Raw genomic sequence first — 18332 nt, forward strand, 5'->3', positions numbered from 1 at the left:
GTCCGTAGCGCGTGTGAAGTGAACAATGCAGTCAGGTTGTCAGCAGCACGAACCCACCGAAGCGAGTTGGTAGAACATCACTAACCGCCGTAGGAATCTCCTTGCTTTAGCAAGGGGAGGATGTCAAGATATGGGGCTCTGACCCCCGCCAAAATCAGTTTCAACACACAGCCGCCCGAAGGCGGCTGGTTTGGGTTAAACCTTAAACGGGAGGCTAGGTATGTTTCAACACACAGCCGCCCGAAGGCGGCTGGCGTCCTTTTGCCATTTTGTTGTTCCTGTAAAAGAGTTTCAACACACAGCCGCCCGAAGGCGGCTGGCGTTCCAGTAAATCTTCACCAAGTTCCCGTATGGTTTCAACACACAGCCGCCCGAAGGCGGCTGGTCATTCAAGAACAATCCAACAGCCTGAAAAAGCTGTTTCAACACACAGCCGCCCGAAGGCGGCTGGCCCCGACCTTGTTTTTGAGGCCAGATACCTGGAGTTTCAACACACAGCCGCCCGAAGGCGGCTGGAGGTGGCTCCTAATCTTCCATTCGAGTTATTAGGGTTTCAACACACAGCCGCCCGAAGGCGGCTGGCGTTTCATACCAATAGTCATCCCCATTCAAATAGGTTTCAACACACAGCCGCCCGAAGGCGGCTGGATATTCGTGTTCGTGACACCACTTCATTTAGAAGTTTCAACACACAGCCGCCCGAAGGCGGCTGGGTGTTTTAACACAAAGCTGGAACTCATGGCAGTTGTTTCAACACACAGCCGCCCGAAGGCGGCTGGACCGAAGGTGACGTTATTGCATTTCATGTCAAACGTTTCAACACACAGCCGCCCGAAGGCGGCTGGTTATTGCCATCACCAAGAATTTTAACCAAATCTGGTTTCAACACACAGCCGCCCGAAGGCGGCTGGTTATTGCCATCACCAAGAATTTTAACCAAATCTGGTTTCAACACACAGCCGCCCGAAGGCGGCTGGATCAGGTTCGTCCCTGGTGACCGCGAAAGTGAAGTTTCAACACACAGCCGCCCGAAGGCGGCTGGGGTGACGAACAGCCTTATATTCAAACGGGTACGTTTCAACACACAGCCGCCCGAAGGCGGCTGGAACATATCCTATTGTTGATAATGCTACATTTATGTTTCAACACACAGCCGCCCGAAGGCGGCTGGCAAAAGAGATTATGTCGCGTGTTCAGATGTCATTTGTTTCAACACACAGCCGCCCGAAGGCGGCTGGCAGGTACTTACCTGAAAGCGAAATGTCTGATTTCGTTTCAACACACAGCCGCCTAAAGGCGGCTGAGCTGCCTATTTTTTATTTCCGCAAGCGGGAATGGTTTCAACACACAGCCGCCTAAAGGCGGCTGGCGGCAGCTCGTCAATCGCCTGCGCCGTCCAGCCGTTTCAACACACAGCCGCCTAAAGGCGGCTGGCTCGGTATCGCGCGCAAAGATATTGCAGGCTTTACCGTTTCAACACACAGCCGCCTAAAGGCGGCTGCGGCTTGGCGGCGGACGAGGTGGAAGAGAGCGAAGTTTCAACACACAGCCGCCTAAAGGCGGCTGTTCCCCCTTGACAGCCTTCCAGCTCCGCGTAACCCGTTTCAACACACAGCCGCCTAAAGGCGGCTGCCAAAGCCGTTTCGTTTCATGCCCAAGCACCCCGAGTTTCAACACACAGCCGCCTAAAGGCGGCTGACTCTGGTGCTGCCCTCAATTTGGGCATCGCCGCGTTTCAACACACAGCCGCCTAAAGGCGGCTGGGTCTTCATTCTTTGCTTTCTGTGTTGTGTTTATGTTTCAACACACAGCCGCCTAAAGGCGGCTGGAAAGCGTTGAGGCGACAAAGACGGTACCGGCAGGGTTTCAACACACAGCCGCCTAAAGGCGGCTGACGTGGTGCTGTGTTCGCTTTTTTCCTTCGGTTTGTTTCAACACACAGCCGCCTAAAGGCGGCTGCCAGTTTCGCGGTCAGCCGCGCCTGCTGCTGCCTGTTTCAACACACAGCCGCCTAAAGGCGGCTGGCGGCGCAGGGTGGTAACCGTTAAAACCATCGAGCGTTTCAACACACAGCCGCCTAAAGGCGGCTGAATTTGACGACATCATACTGCCCATTGCCGATAAGTTTCAACACACAGCCGCCTAAAGGCGGCTGTCGACCGCGTACTCAGCCACGAGGGCGGCTACGTGTTTCAACACACAGCCGCCTAAAGGCGGCTGATTCCTGTTTGCCAAACATCTCGAGCATCATCTCACGTTTCAACACACAGCCGCCTAAAGGCGGCTGTACTCGCAAGAGACTAACAACAGTCTGTCTTATAGTTTCAACACACAGCCGCCTAAAGGCGGCTGGACAATTTGCCCTGATATACGCTAATCGCCACAGGTTTCAACACACAGCCGCCTAAAGGCGGCTGCCGCCAAATCGTGCTCCTCCAGCACAATCGGCAGGTTTCAACACACAGCCGCCTAAAGGCGGCTGGCCGCCAAATCGTAGTCCGTGTCCAGTTCCACGCTGGTTTCAACACACAGCCGCCTAAAGGCGGCTGGCTCATGATTTTCATGATTTATCTCCAAAAATGTTGTTTCAACACACAGCCGCCTAAAGGCGGCTGGCTATTCTTTTGTATCATTCATTGATGTATCATTGTTTCAACACACAGCCGCCTAAAGGCGGCTGCCGCCAAATCGTGCTCCTCCAGCACAATCGGCAGGTTTCAACACACAGCCGCCTAAAGGCGGCTGCAGTCTTTCGCGTTCAAAACAAAACCTGACGCAAAGTTTCAACACACAGCCGCCTAAAGGCGGCTGGCCATCGGCGCGATTCCGCGCATACGCGAGACCGTTTCAACACACAGCCGCCTAAAGGCGGCTGGAAGCGGTAGCGGTGCAGTATTTGAAGGATTTGTGTTTCAACACACAGCCGCCTAAAGGCGGCTGTGATCTCCGAAGGCTTGACTGCTAAAAGCTCCAAGTTTCAACACACAGCCGCCTAAAGGCGGCTGAATAATTTCAAAACTACCGATTATCCTTGAAAATAGTTTCAACACACAGCCGCCTAAAGGCGGCTGTTTTGATTCGGCATAAATAAAGGATTCGTTATGAGTTTCAACACACAGCCGCCTAAAGGCGGCTGACCGCCCTTCAGTGGGCGGTGTTCTCTTACAGGAGTTTCAACACACAGCCGCCTAAAGGCGGCTGGCGGACGGGGTGGGGGTGTGGGGCAAAGTCCCCAGTTTCAACACACAGCCGCCTAAAGGCGGCTGCGCCATCGGCGCGATTCCGCGCGTAGGCGTGACCGTTTCAACACACAGCCGCCTAAAGGCGGCTGTCGTCCGAATCCGTACTTTTCCATGTTTTCACGTAGTTTCAACACACAGCCGCCTAAAGGCGGCTGTTTCGTGTTTAGTTGTGTATGCAATAATTCACATGTTTCAACACACAGCCGCCTAAAGGCGGCTGAGTCGGCGTTGTCGTCAATACATCATTTGAAGAAGTTTCAACACACAGCCGCCTAAAGGCGGCTGAACAAAGCCCCTGCTTTCCAAGTCGATAATCCGAGTTTCAACACACAGCCGCCTAAAGGCGGCTGAGTCGATACGCGCCATCGCAAAAGACATTGGCGAGTTTCAACACACAGCCGCCTAAAGGCGGCTGCCATCGGCGGTAAATATTTCTGCGTTGGTCTTCGTTTCAACACACAGCCGCCTAAAGGCGGCTGGCAAATCTGCTTTCAAATTCAATGCGGCTTGCAGTTTCAACACACAGCCGCCTAAAGGCGGCTGGCAAACTGCCGATAAGCCGAGCTGCAATCAGCCGCGTTTCAACACACAGCCGCCTAAAGGCGGCTGTTCTACGAATATTTCCATCTTGGCCGTATTCTTTTCAGTTTCAACACACAGCCGCCTAAAGGCGGCTGCTGCTTGCAGTCAGCGTATGCCTGCTTGCATTTGGGTTTCAACACACAGCCGCCTAAAGGCGGCTGCTCTTTTCCTACGGAGGGTACACGGGATACTACGGGTTTCAACACACAGCCGCCTAAAGGCGGCTGTCCTAGCCTACTCTTAGCTAGTAGGCTACAGTAAGGTTTCAACACACAGCCGCCTAAAGGCGGCTGCAGTATTACCTACGGTAAGCTACGGATATACTACGGTTTCAACACACAGCCGCCTAAAGGCGGCTGCCTTTGCTTTCGATATCCGCCGATTTATTAGGGCGTTTCAACACACAGCCGCCTAAAGGCGGCTGACCCTAGCACTGTGATTGGTACAGTGTGGGTTGTGTTTCAACACACAGCCGCCTAAAGGCGGCTGATGCAGACCAGCAACGATTTAAGAACCAATTGAGTTTCAACACACAGCCGCCTAAAGGCGGCTGATTCCGAATAAAAGCTATTTTCCGTTTTAAAGATGTTTCAACACACAGCCGCCTAAAGGCGGCTGATCTGCATTTCATCATCGTTGGAGAGACCGTTCACGTTTCAACACACAGCCGCCTAAAGGCGGCTGGTTTTGATGCATTGGGATTCGTTGTCTTTATCCCTGTTTCAACACACAGCCGCCTAAAGGCGGCTGGTCGTCTTGTTTATACCGCTTTTGATAGGCTTTAGTTTCAACACACAGCCGCCTAAAGGCGGCTGAGGCAACTACGCTGCGCATCCCTGTTCACTGTCATGTTTCAACACACAGCCGCCTAAAGGCGGCTGTGTTGCAGGCTGGCTGCTTGATGGCGGCAACGGTGTTTCAACACACAGCCGCCTAAAGGCGGCTGGGCGGACGAGTTGATTTACCGTTCGCGCAATAACCGTTTCAACACACAGCCGCCTAAAGGCGGCTGGCGAGCAGTCGCTTTCAGACGGCATGAGCAGCCTGTTTCAACACACAGCCGCCTAAAGGCGGCTGAGAGACACCATCGAAACGATCGGATTTGTCGGCGGTTTCAACACACAGCCGCCTAAAGGCGGCTGGTATCCCCGTAGTATCCCCGTATCCTACCGTAGGTGTTTCAACACACAGCCGCCTAAAGGCGGCTGGCTAACTACAAGCTAACTACAAGCTAATACCAAGGTTTCAACACACAGCCGCCTAAAGGCGGCTGTTTCTTTGCTAAATGTTAACGCAAATTAACATTGGTTTCAACACACAGCCGCCTAAAGGCGGCTGAACAGCAAAAATGTGAAGAGCGAAGACAGTTTCACGGTTTCAACACACAGCCGCCTAAAGGCGGCTGAAGGGTATTTCCTTAAGTTCCTGATTACTATACAGTTTCAACACACAGCCGCCTAAAGGCGGCTGCGATGTTTAAAGTACGTATTCCGTAATATATACAGGTTTCAACACACAGCCGCCTAAAGGCGGCTGATGCTTGACTTATCATCTAAGAATTCTAATTTTCAGCGTTTCAACACACAGCCGCCTAAAGGCGGCTGCAATGGTCGGTATGGCCAAAGCTGTTGCTGTGGCGTTTCAACACACAGCCGCCTAAAGGCGGCTGTTCGGCGATGACGATTTCGCCTTCGGTGGGCGCACGTGGCGTTTCAACACACAGCCGCCTAAAGGCGGCTGCCACTATGTCGGTCTGATTATCCGTTCAGACACAGTTTCAACACACAGCCGCCTAAAGGCGGCTGGTTATCAAGTCGGCCGTGTCTGCCATTTCACACACGTTTCAACACACAGCCGCCTAAAGGCGGCTGGCAGCGAAATCATACCGACACCGAATAAAGGACAGTTTCAACACACAGCCGCCTAAAGGCGGCTGTAGCTCGCAAGGCACTGTTATAAAAGAGATAGACAGTTTCAACACACAGCCGCCTAAAGGCGGCTGACGGTGACGTAAGTTTAATTAATCGCTTAATCGCTGTTTCAACACACAGCCGCCTAAAGGCGGCTGGTATCCCTCTGTAGCTTAGCGTATGCACCTAGGGTGTTTCAACACACAGCCGCCTAAAGGCGGCTGGACTGACCCCTATATGCCCTACGGTTTCCTGCTTGTTTCAACACACAGCCGCCTAAAGGCGGCTGTATAAAATCCCTGTACAAAATCCCGTATCCCTCCAGTTTCAACACACAGCCGCCTAAAGGCGGCTGGGCAGCAGCGAGAATGCTTTTGCCCACATACCGTCCAGGTTTCAACACACAGCCGCCTAAAGGCGGCTGACGATACACGAAGATTCTTTGCCGAAAGTAACAGGTTTCAACACACAGCCGCCTAAAGGCGGCTGTTGGTATCAGCGTTACAGCATTGAAGTCCAAAATGTTTCAACACACAGCCGCCTAAAGGCGGCTGCCAAATCGACAACAGTCTTATAACCGCCGTAACCGTTTCAACACACAGCCGCCTAAAGGCGGCTGTAGCACGATAATATTTTTCCGGCGCGGCATGGATAGTTTCAACACACAGCCGCCTAAAGGCGGCTGGACCCGCGTTGCCGTTGCCGCCGATGCCGGCACGTTTCAACACACAGCCGCCTAAAGGCGGCTGGTCGGGCGTATCCGTCAAAAACCTTGCCGCAGAAGTTTCAACACACAGCCGCCTAAAGGCGGCTGAAAACGCGGGTGCTGTTGGCGATAGGCTTCATTGTTTCAACACACAGCCGCCTAAAGGCGGCTGGTCCGATGATGGGCAGGGCATAGCGGAATCGTCTCAGTTTCAACACACAGCCGCCTAAAGGCGGCTGTAATGGGCGACCGGATTTTTACAGTTGCCGACCTTGTTTCAACACACAGCCGCCTAAAGGCGGCTGTTCTCTTAGTTTCGCCCGTGCCGTTCTTTGCTCTTGTTTCAACACACAGCCGCCTAAAGGCGGCTGGCATGTTCGGGCTGGGATTGTACATATACGCCGGGTTTCAACACACAGCCGCCTAAAGGCGGCTGATCGCCTCGTCGTACCACGCGGCGAAATAACCAATCGTTTCAACACACAGCCGCCTAAAGGCGGCTGAGTAGTAGCAAACAATCTTAAAACAGTAACCAAAGTTTCAACACACAGCCGCCTAAAGGCGGCTGGGTGACGTAAGTTTAATTAACCGCCTTGTAGCAGTTTCAACACACAGCCGCCTAAAGGCGGCTGGGATTATTTATAGACCTTGCAGGATACATGCTAGTTTCAACACACAGCCGCCTAAAGGCGGCTGGCCACGCTGTTGCTGACTTTTAGACCGTCTTTGCCGTTTCAACACACAGCCGCCTAAAGGCGGCTGCAAGGTGGCAGGCTACGGCTTGGCGACCACGCCGTTTCAACACACAGCCGCCTAAAGGCGGCTGACTTAGCTTGTACTTAGCTTGTACTTAGCGTAGGTGTTTCAACACACAGCCGCCTAAAGGCGGCTGACGGTGACACTAGCTTACTGAACCGCTTAATAGCTGTTTCAACACACAGCCGCCTAAAGGCGGCTGTTGAAAACCTTAGCTGTATCCACTACTTGGACCGTTTCAACACACAGCCGCCTAAAGGCGGCTGCGGAGGATATACGGTAGACTACGGTATACCTACGGTTTCAACACACAGCCGCCTAAAGGCGGCTGCTGGGGTTGGGACAAATACTACAACTACATCAAGGTTTCAACACACAGCCGCCTAAAGGCGGCTGGCAAACCTACATTGTTATGATGGACGAAAATAACGTTTCAACACACAGCCGCCTAAAGGCGGCTGCAGGTACTGAGCCGCACTGAGCTTTGCATGGCTGCGTTTCAACACACAGCCGCCTAAAGGCGGCTGCCACGAAACCACATATAGACGACCAGTAGAGCTTGTTTCAACACACAGCCGCCTAAAGGCGGCTGGCCCGTTGTGGCTTGTACTTGTCGGGTGGGGACGTTTCAACACACAGCCGCCTAAAGGCGGCTGGGCAACATGGCGAACCTCAGACATTAAAATCGACGACGTTTCAACACACAGCCGCCTAAAGGCGGCTGTTGGCAAGGCGCAATTCTTTACCTGATTTCTTGTTGTTTCAACACACAGCCGCCTAAAGGCGGCTGTATCGGGCGATATTCCCCGGTGTAGAGCTTGCAAGCGTTTCAACACACAGCCGCCTAAAGGCGGCTGAGCCTCTCTCAAAAGCCTTGCTCCATCAGGCTTCGCAGCCCCGATTTCGCTAGGCTCCCAAGAAAAGCGCGAACGCGAGTATAACACAGCCTTTTCTGTTACACCCACATTCACAATATCCTGATTGTTAAAGAACAATCCCAGTTCGCCAACCCTGCCGCATTTTCATGAGAACCACAGGTTGGCGATTCACACAATCAACGTATCCTTAAACACATCCACCGCCGGCTTCGCACCGTGGTGTTCCACTTTGCGCCGCCATTTGCTGCCCAGATGGTAAAAGCGCAGGCTGTCGGTTTCAGGGTTGTAGGTCTTCAAAAGTTTGTCTTTTAAAACAACCCACTGATCTGGCGCGATGTCGCATTCGAACACCGAATACTGCACGCGCACGCCGTAGTCCAAACACAACTTCGCCACGCGCCGCAGCCTTGCCTGTCCTTCAGCGTCTTCCAGCGAAATATCGTAAGTAATCAGCATCAGCATTTTGCATTCCCATGTGCAGGCTGCTTTAAGAGGTCGTCTGAAAACATACAACCCGTTTTCAGGCAGCCTGCAAACCTATCTCATCAAAAACGGCGGATATTCCGCCAAATCCCCACGCAAATGCCGCGCCAACAGCATTGCCTGAATATACGGCAGCAGCCCGATTTCCACTTCCTCGCCCAAAAACGGATGAACGATTTTCTCCTGCTTTTTCGCCTGCAAGGCTTGGAACAACAGCTTACGTGCATCGGCTTTTAGGCTTACCGCGCCGCTTGCCTCGGTAACAAAATCCTGCGGTTTGATTTGTCCGCGGTTAATCAGCGACAGCACCAACCTATCCGCCCACCACGCGCGGAATTCTTCCAAAATATCTTGCGCCAAACTGTCGCGCCCCGGCCGGTCGGCGTGCAAAAAGCCCACCTGTGGATCCAGCCCCACGCCTTGCAGCGCGCCGCTGATGTCCTTGCCCAAAATACTGTACACAAACGACAACAGCGCATTCACCCCGTCTCTGGGCGGACGGCGGTTGCGCCCGTCAAAAGAAAAGCCGCTTTTTTCGCTCAAAAGCCGCCCGAACACACCGAAATAACGCGCCGCCGCATCGCCCTCAATACCGCGCACCACGTCCAGCTCCGCCGCACCCTTCAACTGCCGAAGCGAAATATTCAACGAATCGACCGCACTTTGGATCGCCGCATTCTCACCATAATTGCGAATCTGCCGCTGAAGTACCCGTTTACTCGCCTGAATCTTCGCCGCAATGATATTGCGCGCAATCGGCACGGGATTTTGCTCCGACACCCGATACTGCGCCCGACGCAGCAGCACATTGCCGCTCTGCCGTCCCTGAAGCCGTCCCAAATAACGCCCGTTTTCGGTAAAAAACGCCAAATTCACATTATTTTCGCCGCAAAACCCCAGCAAAAACGGCGACACCAGCACATTCCCAAAACAGAAAATATGCCCGATGGAATGCACCGGCAACTGCGCTACCTTCTTACGTTCCTGCTCCACCACCAACGTCTCCCGCTCCTTATGCAGATAGCTGCCTTGGGTGGTGATATAGAGCGTATTTTGCAGTTTGCGCATGGGGAGCTCCTTGGGGTTTGACCGTACTTTTTGGGGTGGTGGTTGGGGCACCTGAAAATTATTGGTAGATTAGGGTGAACACGATAACTCAACACAGTAATCTCTACAAATAAGACGATATTTTTTCAATGATTAACTCTGCCCTCTTATCAATAAATTTCTCAAACTCTTTCTCTAACCATAAACTTTCGTCATCTGGTATAAGATGAATTTTCACATACTGCTTTTTATCTTTAACATTATCTTTATTATTAATCCAATCATTAAATGAGCTTGAATTTTTATTGCCTCTATTTGTTGAATAATCTAATAGTTGATAATTTGAAATACTATTAATCTTATCCCAAGAGTAGTTATAGCTTTGCAAAATAAATTTTGGCATAATGTGATCAACATCATTAACTCTCAAGCTCTCTTTACGATCATACATTAAATAATAAACAAAAGAAGAATCTAAGTTATTTAAAGATTCTTTAGAATAATTTAGCTCAAAGTTTAAGGGATGTTGAATATAAACATCAAATAAATCTTTCACTGGAAATTCTTTATTTTTAAAATCTTTAATCACGCTGAGCAATTTCCTAATCCCTGTTTTATAAGATACCCAGCCAGCTCCCCGGCTACGAAATACACCATTTAATAAAGAATGATATAACCAGTTTTTCATTGGGATATAATCAAAATTACCAGTTTCAAAATTATTAAAATATGATTTTATTTTATCTGACTCTAATTTTTTATGAAATAAATGATATGCAATAAAAAATAGCGGTATAAACGAATGGCTCCCATCTTTATAATAATCATACAATTTTGAATGTTTTAAAAATTGTTTTGTTGCATACAAAGAAGATTCAATTTTCTCTTTATTAAGAATTGCAAAATTGGCATCAGTATCTTCTATATTAGCCATTTCTTTATTATGATTGTCCTGCAGAATAAATATGAGTTTAATCAAATTATCTTGTGTCAGACCAATATCATCATATTGAGATAAAATCTCTCTTAGAAAGCCCTCCATCCTCCAATCAAAGCCTTTTAAAATAGAGGCAACTAAATCAAATGAAGATAATTTTGTACCACCATCATTCAGTCTTCTAAACAATTCCACAATACGCTGTCTATTTTCAAGATCCGGTCTGGTTTTATTGATATTTACAATAGAAACACCAAGGCTACGCGAAGAAATAATATTTTTATAAAATGCTCTAATATTCTTTTTGATATGTTCTCTTTCCAACTCATCTTTAACATCAAAATCATCAATTAATTCATCCGCAACTTGATCGTCATCATCGGTATCTTTTAATTTGTTTAATAATGTACTAGCCCCATACCATAACTGTCTTGATAGGCTCCTGCCATCATCTTTAGATGATGACGGTAATGAACTTTTGTCTTTTTCAAATTTGAACTCGTATTGAGATAAATAGTTACTATATAAATCAAAATATAAATATTTTCCATTTACACTGCCCATTAATCCCATATAAAAAGTTTGTAACCGCTGTTGTCCATCAATGATAAAAAATTGAGTTTGTTCTAATTTATCAATTTCTTTACTATTAACCAGTTCGCCAGTTTTGCTGAATCGACGATAATTGAATAAAGGCATCTTACCTTTTTCTTCTTCTATGGCTATCACACCACTGAAACTATCTCCTTTTAATAAGGTGTCAAATAATAATTCCATTTTTTCTTCTGTCCATACCAAAGACCTTTGAATCACAGGTAAGACATATTTACCTTCATCAATTTCATTAATCACATCAGAAATACGGTATGTTTCCCAATTTGCCATATTAATTACCTCAAAAATAAAATAAATTCAGTTATTGTCTAACTCAAACAACCCCACCACATACCCCACATTCCTATCCCGTTTCCCCAGTAACTCAGGCTGGCAAATCTCCACCAGCGAGCAGGCTTTGCAGCGTTTGCCGTAGTTAGGCGGTGGGGTTTGTCCGCTGTTTAGAAGTTCGCGCACGGCGGTGATGGTGGCGAGTGTTTGGGCGCGCAGGTCGTCTGAAAACACAACGGGGACGCGGTGGCGGGTTTGCATATACCACAGCGCGCCCTCAGAGACGGTTTGCCCCGTCATTTCTTCCAAACACAAGCCTTGGGCGCAAAGCTGGATTTCGTCCATCGGGTCGGGTTTGGGCTTGCCGCGTTTGTATTCCACGGGTTTCAGACGGCCTGTTTTCGTGTCCACTTCCACCAAATCCAATACGCCGCTGATGCCCAGTTTCTCCGCCGACACATGCACCGTCCGCTCAAAGCGTACGCCCTTGCGCGTTTCCGGCTCGCCCGAATCCACCCGCTCATGCAACGCCTTGCCCTGCGCGGTCAAATAGTTCTCCGCCCACGCCTGCTCGTTGTGAATCAAGGCACATTGACGCGGGCAGAAGGCATAGTGTTGCAGGGCGGAAAGGGGAATCAGGCGCGTGTCCTGATTTTCCCTTTGGCTTTCGGTTAAAAGTGCGGTCATCTTTTTGAATGCTTTAGAAACCGTCAATTTCCTGCGGAGTTAAACCGTCAAGGTTTTCCAGTTCATAGTTGCCATCGGCATTCACTTTCAGACTGCTATGCACTTTGGCGGAAGAATATTGCCCTGCTTTGCTGTTGTGTTCCCACCAGATAAGTTTCAGCACCTGCATGCTGCCCTCGGGGCGGGCGGAAGATGCGTCTCCTTCAAAGAGTTTGGTGAGTACGGCTTTGATTTTTTCGGCATCGTCGTCTGAAAAGCCGGTGCGCTCGGCAAGCTGCGGCGACATTGCGCCGAAGGCAACGTACACGCCCTGATCGACGCGGTGTTTCATGCCCATGGTGTCGGAAGATTTTTTCGTACCGTCGCCTTCGCCGCTGACGCTTTTGGTGATTTGGGTACTGGTGATGTTAATCGGCTCAACGCTGAATGCGGATTGAATGGTAACGGGCCCACGCACAGCAATGGAAATGCCGCTGCTGCCGTCGCCGCTGAATGCGAAGACCTGCCCGAAACTGCGCACATCTAGCCATTTTTCGCAGGCTTTTTTGGCGGTATCGTCTTTGTTGGCTTTTTTGGCGTTAAAGGCATCCGCACCCAAGCCGACATCTTTGTCTTTGGCGCGGTTGGCCAGGCTGGTCATGCCGTCGGTTTTCTTTTCGTCCGATTGCACAAAAATGCTCTCGCCACTGTCTTGCAGGCGGTCGCGGATTTTACGTTTCAGGCATACGTCGGTCATTTCGCCAAAACCTTGGAAATCAGCACGTGGGCGGTTGCCGTTTAAGGGGTCGCCGTTTGGGTTGGCGTTGGTTACTTTCAGGATTAAGGCGAAGTCGATTTTTTTGGTTAAGCTCATTTTAGTTTTCCTTTAAATAGGTTATTCGTGGGTTTCGGTTACTTCTTGCTCGGGTTGGTTGGATTTGTTGCGATACGCCATTTTTTGGCTGTGGTATCCCAATAGGAACTCCGGTTCCAAAGGTTTGTCTAAATCGCATCCTTCCTGTTTCAAATCATCCAGCACGCATATAAGCTGATTAATTTCGTTTTCTCGATTGTTCAAAAAGCCTATCGGGCTGGTTAAAACAAATTTTTCCGAAATCCTAACTGGGTAGTCTTTACGCAATCGGTCTTTATACGGTTTCAGATTGGTTTCAAGCTGCTCCCAGGTATGAAACGGACGCATAACAAAACGCTGCATGTAGTTTTCTGCGTTGGTTGCACGGGTTTCGTTGGCTATTCTCAACGCGGTGCGTTCTAAGTGTTCGGCAACTGCCAGTAATCTACCAAATATATAATCGCGCGAGCGATTTTGGGTATCCAAGCTCATAGGGTAAGTTCTCCGTTGTGATAAATCGTGATGACGAGCGCGCCAGCCTTTGTATAGGGCGCAGGCGACGCCGATGTTTCTTTGCCATTCCCAGTTTTCGCAGCCATTAGGATTGCAGGCTGCCTGAAAACTTTGACGCACCAAATCTTCGGGAATCGGCACGGATATTCCGCCTGCGATAACGGGTAGAAGGCGGGCGTAAAGTTGTTTTTTGAGCGTGTCGGACAGGGATTTGCCGTACACGGCTTCGGCAATGCTGTAAGGCGACGGCGGGACGAAACGCCATTGGGTGCGCTTGTCGTTTTTTTTGCCATTTTGGACTTCAATGCTGTAACGCTGATACCAAGAAAAATCGTCAATCCATGCATCCAAATTGGCGAAATAATCGGCAGGCAGAAACTCTTGGTAATAAGTCAATGCCATGCGCCCCGGCGTGGCAGAATCGAGCATAATCAGGGAGATTTGTTCGTGGGCTTTCAATTCTGCCTGATAGCCGTGCAGTTTCTTTTTGATAATTTGTGCAGCAGCACGCCCGATATTTACTGACCAATCGGGGGACGCTTCCGAATTTTCAGGTAGCCTTTGGGCGGCAATTTCATCGGGATTTTCAACCGCACTAATGTCCCAGTTGTCCATATCCGCCCAATCCAATTCAGTAGAAATATCTTTCATCGGCGATGGGACGGGTTTGCCGCTGATTGCCCAAGCGACGGTAACTTGGTCACCGTTTCGGATGCCTTGGCGGGAAATCAGCCAACGCAGCGCGCTGTGCGCCTTGGTGGATACGTCTGCCGATACGCTAGCTGCTTCTTCGGCAGTGGCAAAACGCCCGCGAAAGGTGTAACCCGCCGTATCGTTGGAAGAAATCAGCTTGGCTTTGTCGCCCGTGTGGCGCAGTTTGGCGGGATGCATAGTGGAAATGACGGCTTCTTCGCCCTGCACCAAGCAAAAACCTTTTTCGGCTTTTTCCGAAGCAACGTAATCCGCCCAAGATTGCTGTATGGTTTTGTCTGTCCACGTTTGGCTGTGTACGTCACCTGCAATTTCCACCTGCCAGCACACCAATGCCGAGCCGAATTCGATTTCGCCTTTAGTTTTGGGTAGCACGGAGAAAATCGACGGTGCATCGCCTTCGGCTTCCCATTTGTTCAGTACTTTGTTACCGGAATCGAGCTGAAATATGCCTGCTTCCACCAAATCGGCAACCACTCGCCCTTTGGCAACATAGTGCAACACAGCCTGCACTTTAGGATGGGCAAAAGGCGATTCGCACCATGCTTTGAGTTGTTTCAGGTAGCCGTCAAAATAGGCTTTCTTTTCTCCGCCGTAATCGACGTAATCCTTGGCGACATATTGAATTTTGTCGGCAAGCGGATGCGGGGCTTCGCCGCTGGTTCGGTTTTCAGACGACTCGGTGGCAGGCAGCAGAATCGCCGTTTTCGGCGGCATCACGCGTGCTGTCTGAAAATTGCCCTGACCGTCAATCACGATGACGATGTGCGCGTTTTGGATGGTATGCCCGACCGGCGTCAGCGGCTCGGCATCATCAGTAACACCCTGTTCCAAAATGCTTTCATACGTCCGATAAAGTTTCTGCATCCAACTCATAATTCCAGCTCCTTGGCTTCATCTTCCACAGGCTTGACGTTTTCGCCGCGCTTGAACGGTTTTTCAGGCTGCATTTTGCGGATAAATCGGGTTTTCAGGCAGCCTGCACTTTCGTTTACACTGGGGAATTCAATCACACCGTTTTTCATATTGGCCATCCAAAAACGGCTTACCAATTCAGGCTTTCCGGTTTCTTCGGGATAGCCGAAGCTGTGGAACATCAGACCGAAATCTAAATTATCTCTTTCGTCGTAAAATCCTTTTCCTTTGCCAAACTCACAAGGTTCAACATAGCCTTGGCAATCGCGCGTACCAAGGAAAATATCCTGCCGTCCGCCGCGTTCCAACATTCTTCTGGCAATGGCGATATGTTTGCCGAAATTGCGGTCGCCTGCCAATTCTTCCCAATGCTCATTCCATTCAAAATGGGCTTCCACTTGGTATTCCACGTCCTGCAAAAAGGTGTAAATCGCCAAAGTGTTGCCGCCGTTCCAGTCCAGAGGTTTAGTGGATTTGCTTTGGGTCCGGATGGGTCTCATCACGCGGATGCGGTCGATATGCCAAATCAACGTGGGTTTCCAATAGATGCTTTTAACGATACCTTTAATGGCTTCGTATGTCGGCACTTGGTAGCTGAATTTTTCGCCGCCAATTTTGGTAACGGGGTCGGTAAACAAGGCTTGCCGCCCCCATACGCGGAAACTGATTTTGCTGTCCATATTGCTCCTATAAATCGTAAAAAGTCATTTCGCTTGTTTCGTCCAAAGACAAGCCGAATTCATCGTTGTAATAGCGTTCATTCAAATAATAAATGCCCGAACCTTCAATGGTTTCATACAGGGCGTTTTCTTTTTGCAATTTATCCCAAACGTTGGGGAAGACGTTCACGCTGTAACGCTGGGCTTTTTTCTTTGCGTCATACATTTCTTTCGGATCCCATTCGCCGCAGAGTTTGGCAATGAGTTCCGCACCTTCACCATACGGCACAATCACGGCGTGTGTCGGCGCGTCTATGGCTTGGAAAGCACGCCCTGCGCTTTTGAAGGATTGCATCAGCAGTTGGATTTTTCCAGTTCTGCGGTTATTTATATTTATATTACCGCCAGGATTGTTTTTATTATCGCTCAGCCAATCCAGCAGTGAACCTGTTTCGCTGTTTTTGACGGAATACAACATTTCATCACTGCGCTGGTAAAAATAATATTCAAAATATCGCTTCATCGCTTCTGGCTGCAAAATATCCTGCCCGGCAAAATCGCGAAACACGCGTTCGGCATGGGTTTTGCCTGCCTGAATATCGGGCAATATCCGCGTAAAATCCTGCTCCTGCAAATTCAACACCCACACCAGCCCTTTGCCTTTTTTCTCGCCATGCCGGTTGCAACGCCCTGCCGCTTGGGCAATGCTGTCCAATCCGCTTAAGGCACGAATCACGCAAGCCATTGAAATATCCACGCCTGCTTCAATCAACTGGGTGCTGATGCAGATAACGGGTTCTTTGTTTTTCAGACGAGCTTTGATGGTGTCAAAAATCGCTTTGCGGTGCGCCGCGCATTGGTTGGTGCTGAGATGGAATAAGGATTCGGACGGCATATTTTGCCTTTGGCAATATTGATAAAGCTCCTGCGCCCATTTTTTGGTATTGACGATAAATAGGCAGCTTGGGGTCGTCTGAAACTGTTCCAGCAAAAACGCGCCCGCTTCATCCACATTCCAACCGCCTGATTTTTCGTTGAATCGGATTTCTACGCGCGATAACTTTTTATAAAGCTCTTCTCTTTGCTCATCAGTTCCCATAATTTCGGCATGTGCAGGCTGCTTTAACAAACCGCGCGCGGCAATGCTTTCCCTTTTGCCTTCAGGGAAATTCTGCAAACCCGATTCACCGAGCAAAGGCTGCGTCGCCGTACACAAAACCGCCGTGCTTTTGCCAAATGCCGTCAACCAGTTCAGCACATTGCAAAACAAATGTACGCATTTCACGGGCAGGGTTTGGATTTCATCAAAAATCAGCACCGCATTGGTCATCGGGTGGATATGCCGCGCGCCGCGCGTACCGCCGCCGAACCAAGCATCCAAAAACTGCACCATCGTGGTAAATACAATGGGCTTATCCCAGTTTTCGGACAGCAGTTTGTCCTGCCAGCTTTGCTTTTCGGGTTCTAAATTGGAGTGGTGTTCGAGCACCCACTTCTCACATTCTGAACATTCTCTACATGAATGAAATTCACCATTGTCATCTTCTTTCAAATCTAAACAATAAATTTTACGGACTTCTTCCGCGTTTTGATCAATGATGGAAGTATAGGGAATGATGTAGATGATGCGGTCAAGATTGTGCTTTTGCGCATGATGCAGAGCGTAGCGCAGACTGGCCAATGTTTTGCCGCCACCGGTCGGTACTGTGAGTGTATAAATGCCTTGAGAATCTGATGCTCTTTTTAGACAGTCGTCTGAAATTTTGCGGCGGATTTCGTCAATAGGTTTGATTTCTTCGGCAGGACGATTTTCAAAACCTGCTAATTTGGCTTCCAATTTATCAATTGCTGATTGCCAATCTGGTTTTTCCGCCAAGCGGCGGACTTCTTTTTGCGCTTCCCGTTCAAAATCCGAACTGTTGATACGGTCAGCATCAATCAGGCAGCTAAACAGGAAACGGGTCAGGCAGCCGAGGTAAAATTCTTTGATTTTGTCGTTGCTTGTTGGATCGGAAAGAATCGGTTTCACTGCTTTGAGCAGGCTGCGAATCAGGTTTTCTCCTGCCAATTCATATGCTTTTTGCTGAACGACTTCATCAGCATTTCGTTCGCATTCCACCAAATGTGTCAGTTCATCAGTTTTATTAAACCGCTCAATCCATTTCTGATTACCTTCTCCATCCAAACAGTCAATCAAGCCTTCGCCGTGGTGTGATGCAATGCACAAACCCAGCATTTGTCCGAACAATTCGCCGATACCCTGTGCTGCGCCAAACTTCCTCAATTTGCGATAAACCCATTGTGCTCCGGCGGTGGAATGGTCTCCTCCTTTAAAACTATCTTCGTCATCTTGATCAAAATTGAACCCAATATTATTAACCCTGCGAATGTAGTTTTGGAATTTTTGGGAATATTTGCCAAAATCGTGCATCAACCCAAGCAGTTCGCCTGCTTGTTCTAAATTTAACTTAGTCGCCAATAATTTTGCGATAGCGGCGGCTTCGGTCAGGTGAGTCTGCAAAGGTTGTGGTTTTTGGTCCGATTTTCTGATGTGGGCTATATAGTCGAAATTCACATCGATTCTCCAAA

General features: G+C 49.3%; 8 protein-coding genes and 1 CRISPR repeat array. All 8 genes read right to left on the reverse strand.

The features are described from left to right. Positions 1–157 precede the first annotated feature (157 nt). Positions 158–8053: a CRISPR direct-repeat array (repeat unit 31 nt; unit sequence GTTTCAACACACAGCCGCCTAAAGGCGGCTG). A gap of 189 nt (positions 8054–8242) precedes the next feature. Further along, positions 8243–8536, reverse strand: a complete 294-nt coding sequence (gene cas2 / locus AAG834_RS05175; protein WP_003685729.1) for a CRISPR-associated endonuclease Cas2 — start codon at positions 8534–8536, stop codon at positions 8243–8245. Between the two features lie 75 nt (positions 8537–8611). Next, positions 8612–9625, reverse strand: a complete 1014-nt coding sequence (cas1c, locus tag AAG834_RS05180) for a type I-C CRISPR-associated endonuclease Cas1c (protein ID WP_342031471.1) — start codon at positions 9623–9625, stop codon at positions 8612–8614. 103 nt (positions 9626–9728) lie between these two features. Continuing rightward, positions 9729–11426, reverse strand: a complete 1698-nt coding sequence (locus tag AAG834_RS05185; RefSeq protein WP_342031472.1) for a DUF262 domain-containing protein — start codon at positions 11424–11426, stop codon at positions 9729–9731. 27 nt (positions 11427–11453) lie between these two features. Then, on the reverse strand, positions 11454–12113 hold the full coding sequence (gene cas4, locus AAG834_RS05190) for a CRISPR-associated protein Cas4 (protein WP_342031473.1): 660 nt from the start codon (positions 12111–12113) through the stop codon (positions 11454–11456). 13 nt (positions 12114–12126) lie between these two features. Continuing rightward, positions 12127–12966: a type I-C CRISPR-associated protein Cas7/Csd2 gene (gene cas7c, locus AAG834_RS05195; RefSeq protein ID WP_314271815.1), complete on the reverse strand. Its 840-nt coding sequence runs from the start codon at positions 12964–12966 to the stop codon at positions 12127–12129. Between the two features lie 21 nt (positions 12967–12987). Continuing rightward, complete coding sequence (cas8c, locus tag AAG834_RS05200) at positions 12988–15045, reverse strand: type I-C CRISPR-associated protein Cas8c/Csd1 (protein ID WP_342031474.1); 2058 nt, start codon at positions 15043–15045, stop codon at positions 12988–12990. Beyond that, positions 15042–15764, reverse strand: coding sequence for a type I-C CRISPR-associated protein Cas5c (cas5c, locus tag AAG834_RS05205; protein WP_342031475.1), 723 nt, complete (start codon positions 15762–15764; stop codon positions 15042–15044). Before cas5c ends, cas8c begins: the two co-directional genes overlap by 4 nt. A gap of 7 nt (positions 15765–15771) precedes the next feature. Beyond that, positions 15772–18264 (reverse strand): CRISPR-associated helicase Cas3', encoded by a 2493-nt coding sequence (cas3, locus tag AAG834_RS05210; RefSeq protein WP_446740448.1) that lies wholly within the window; start codon positions 18262–18264, stop codon positions 15772–15774. Positions 18265–18332 lie beyond the last annotated feature (68 nt).

It is taken from the genome of Neisseria sp. Marseille-Q2251 (assembly GCF_940793045.1).
Lineage (GTDB): Bacteria > Pseudomonadota > Gammaproteobacteria > Burkholderiales > Neisseriaceae > Neisseria.

Excerpts from the sequence above, each read along its gene's own strand:
- cas2 (WP_003685729.1), bottom strand. The coding sequence starts at position 8,536 with ATGCTGATGCTGATTACTTACGATATTTCGCTGGAAGACGCTGAAGGA.
- cas1c (WP_342031471.1), bottom strand. The coding sequence starts at position 9,625 with ATGCGCAAACTGCAAAATACGCTCTATATCACCACCCAAGGCAGCTAT.
- AAG834_RS05185 (WP_342031472.1), bottom strand. The coding sequence starts at position 11,426 with ATGGCAAATTGGGAAACATACCGTATTTCTGATGTGATTAATGAAATT.
- cas4 (WP_342031473.1), bottom strand. The coding sequence starts at position 12,113 with ATGACCGCACTTTTAACCGAAAGCCAAAGGGAAAATCAGGACACGCGC.
- cas7c (WP_314271815.1), bottom strand. The coding sequence starts at position 12,966 with ATGAGCTTAACCAAAAAAATCGACTTCGCCTTAATCCTGAAAGTAACC.
- cas8c (WP_342031474.1), bottom strand. The coding sequence starts at position 15,045 with ATGAGTTGGATGCAGAAACTTTATCGGACGTATGAAAGCATTTTGGAA.
- cas5c (WP_342031475.1), bottom strand. The coding sequence starts at position 15,764 with ATGGACAGCAAAATCAGTTTCCGCGTATGGGGGCGGCAAGCCTTGTTT.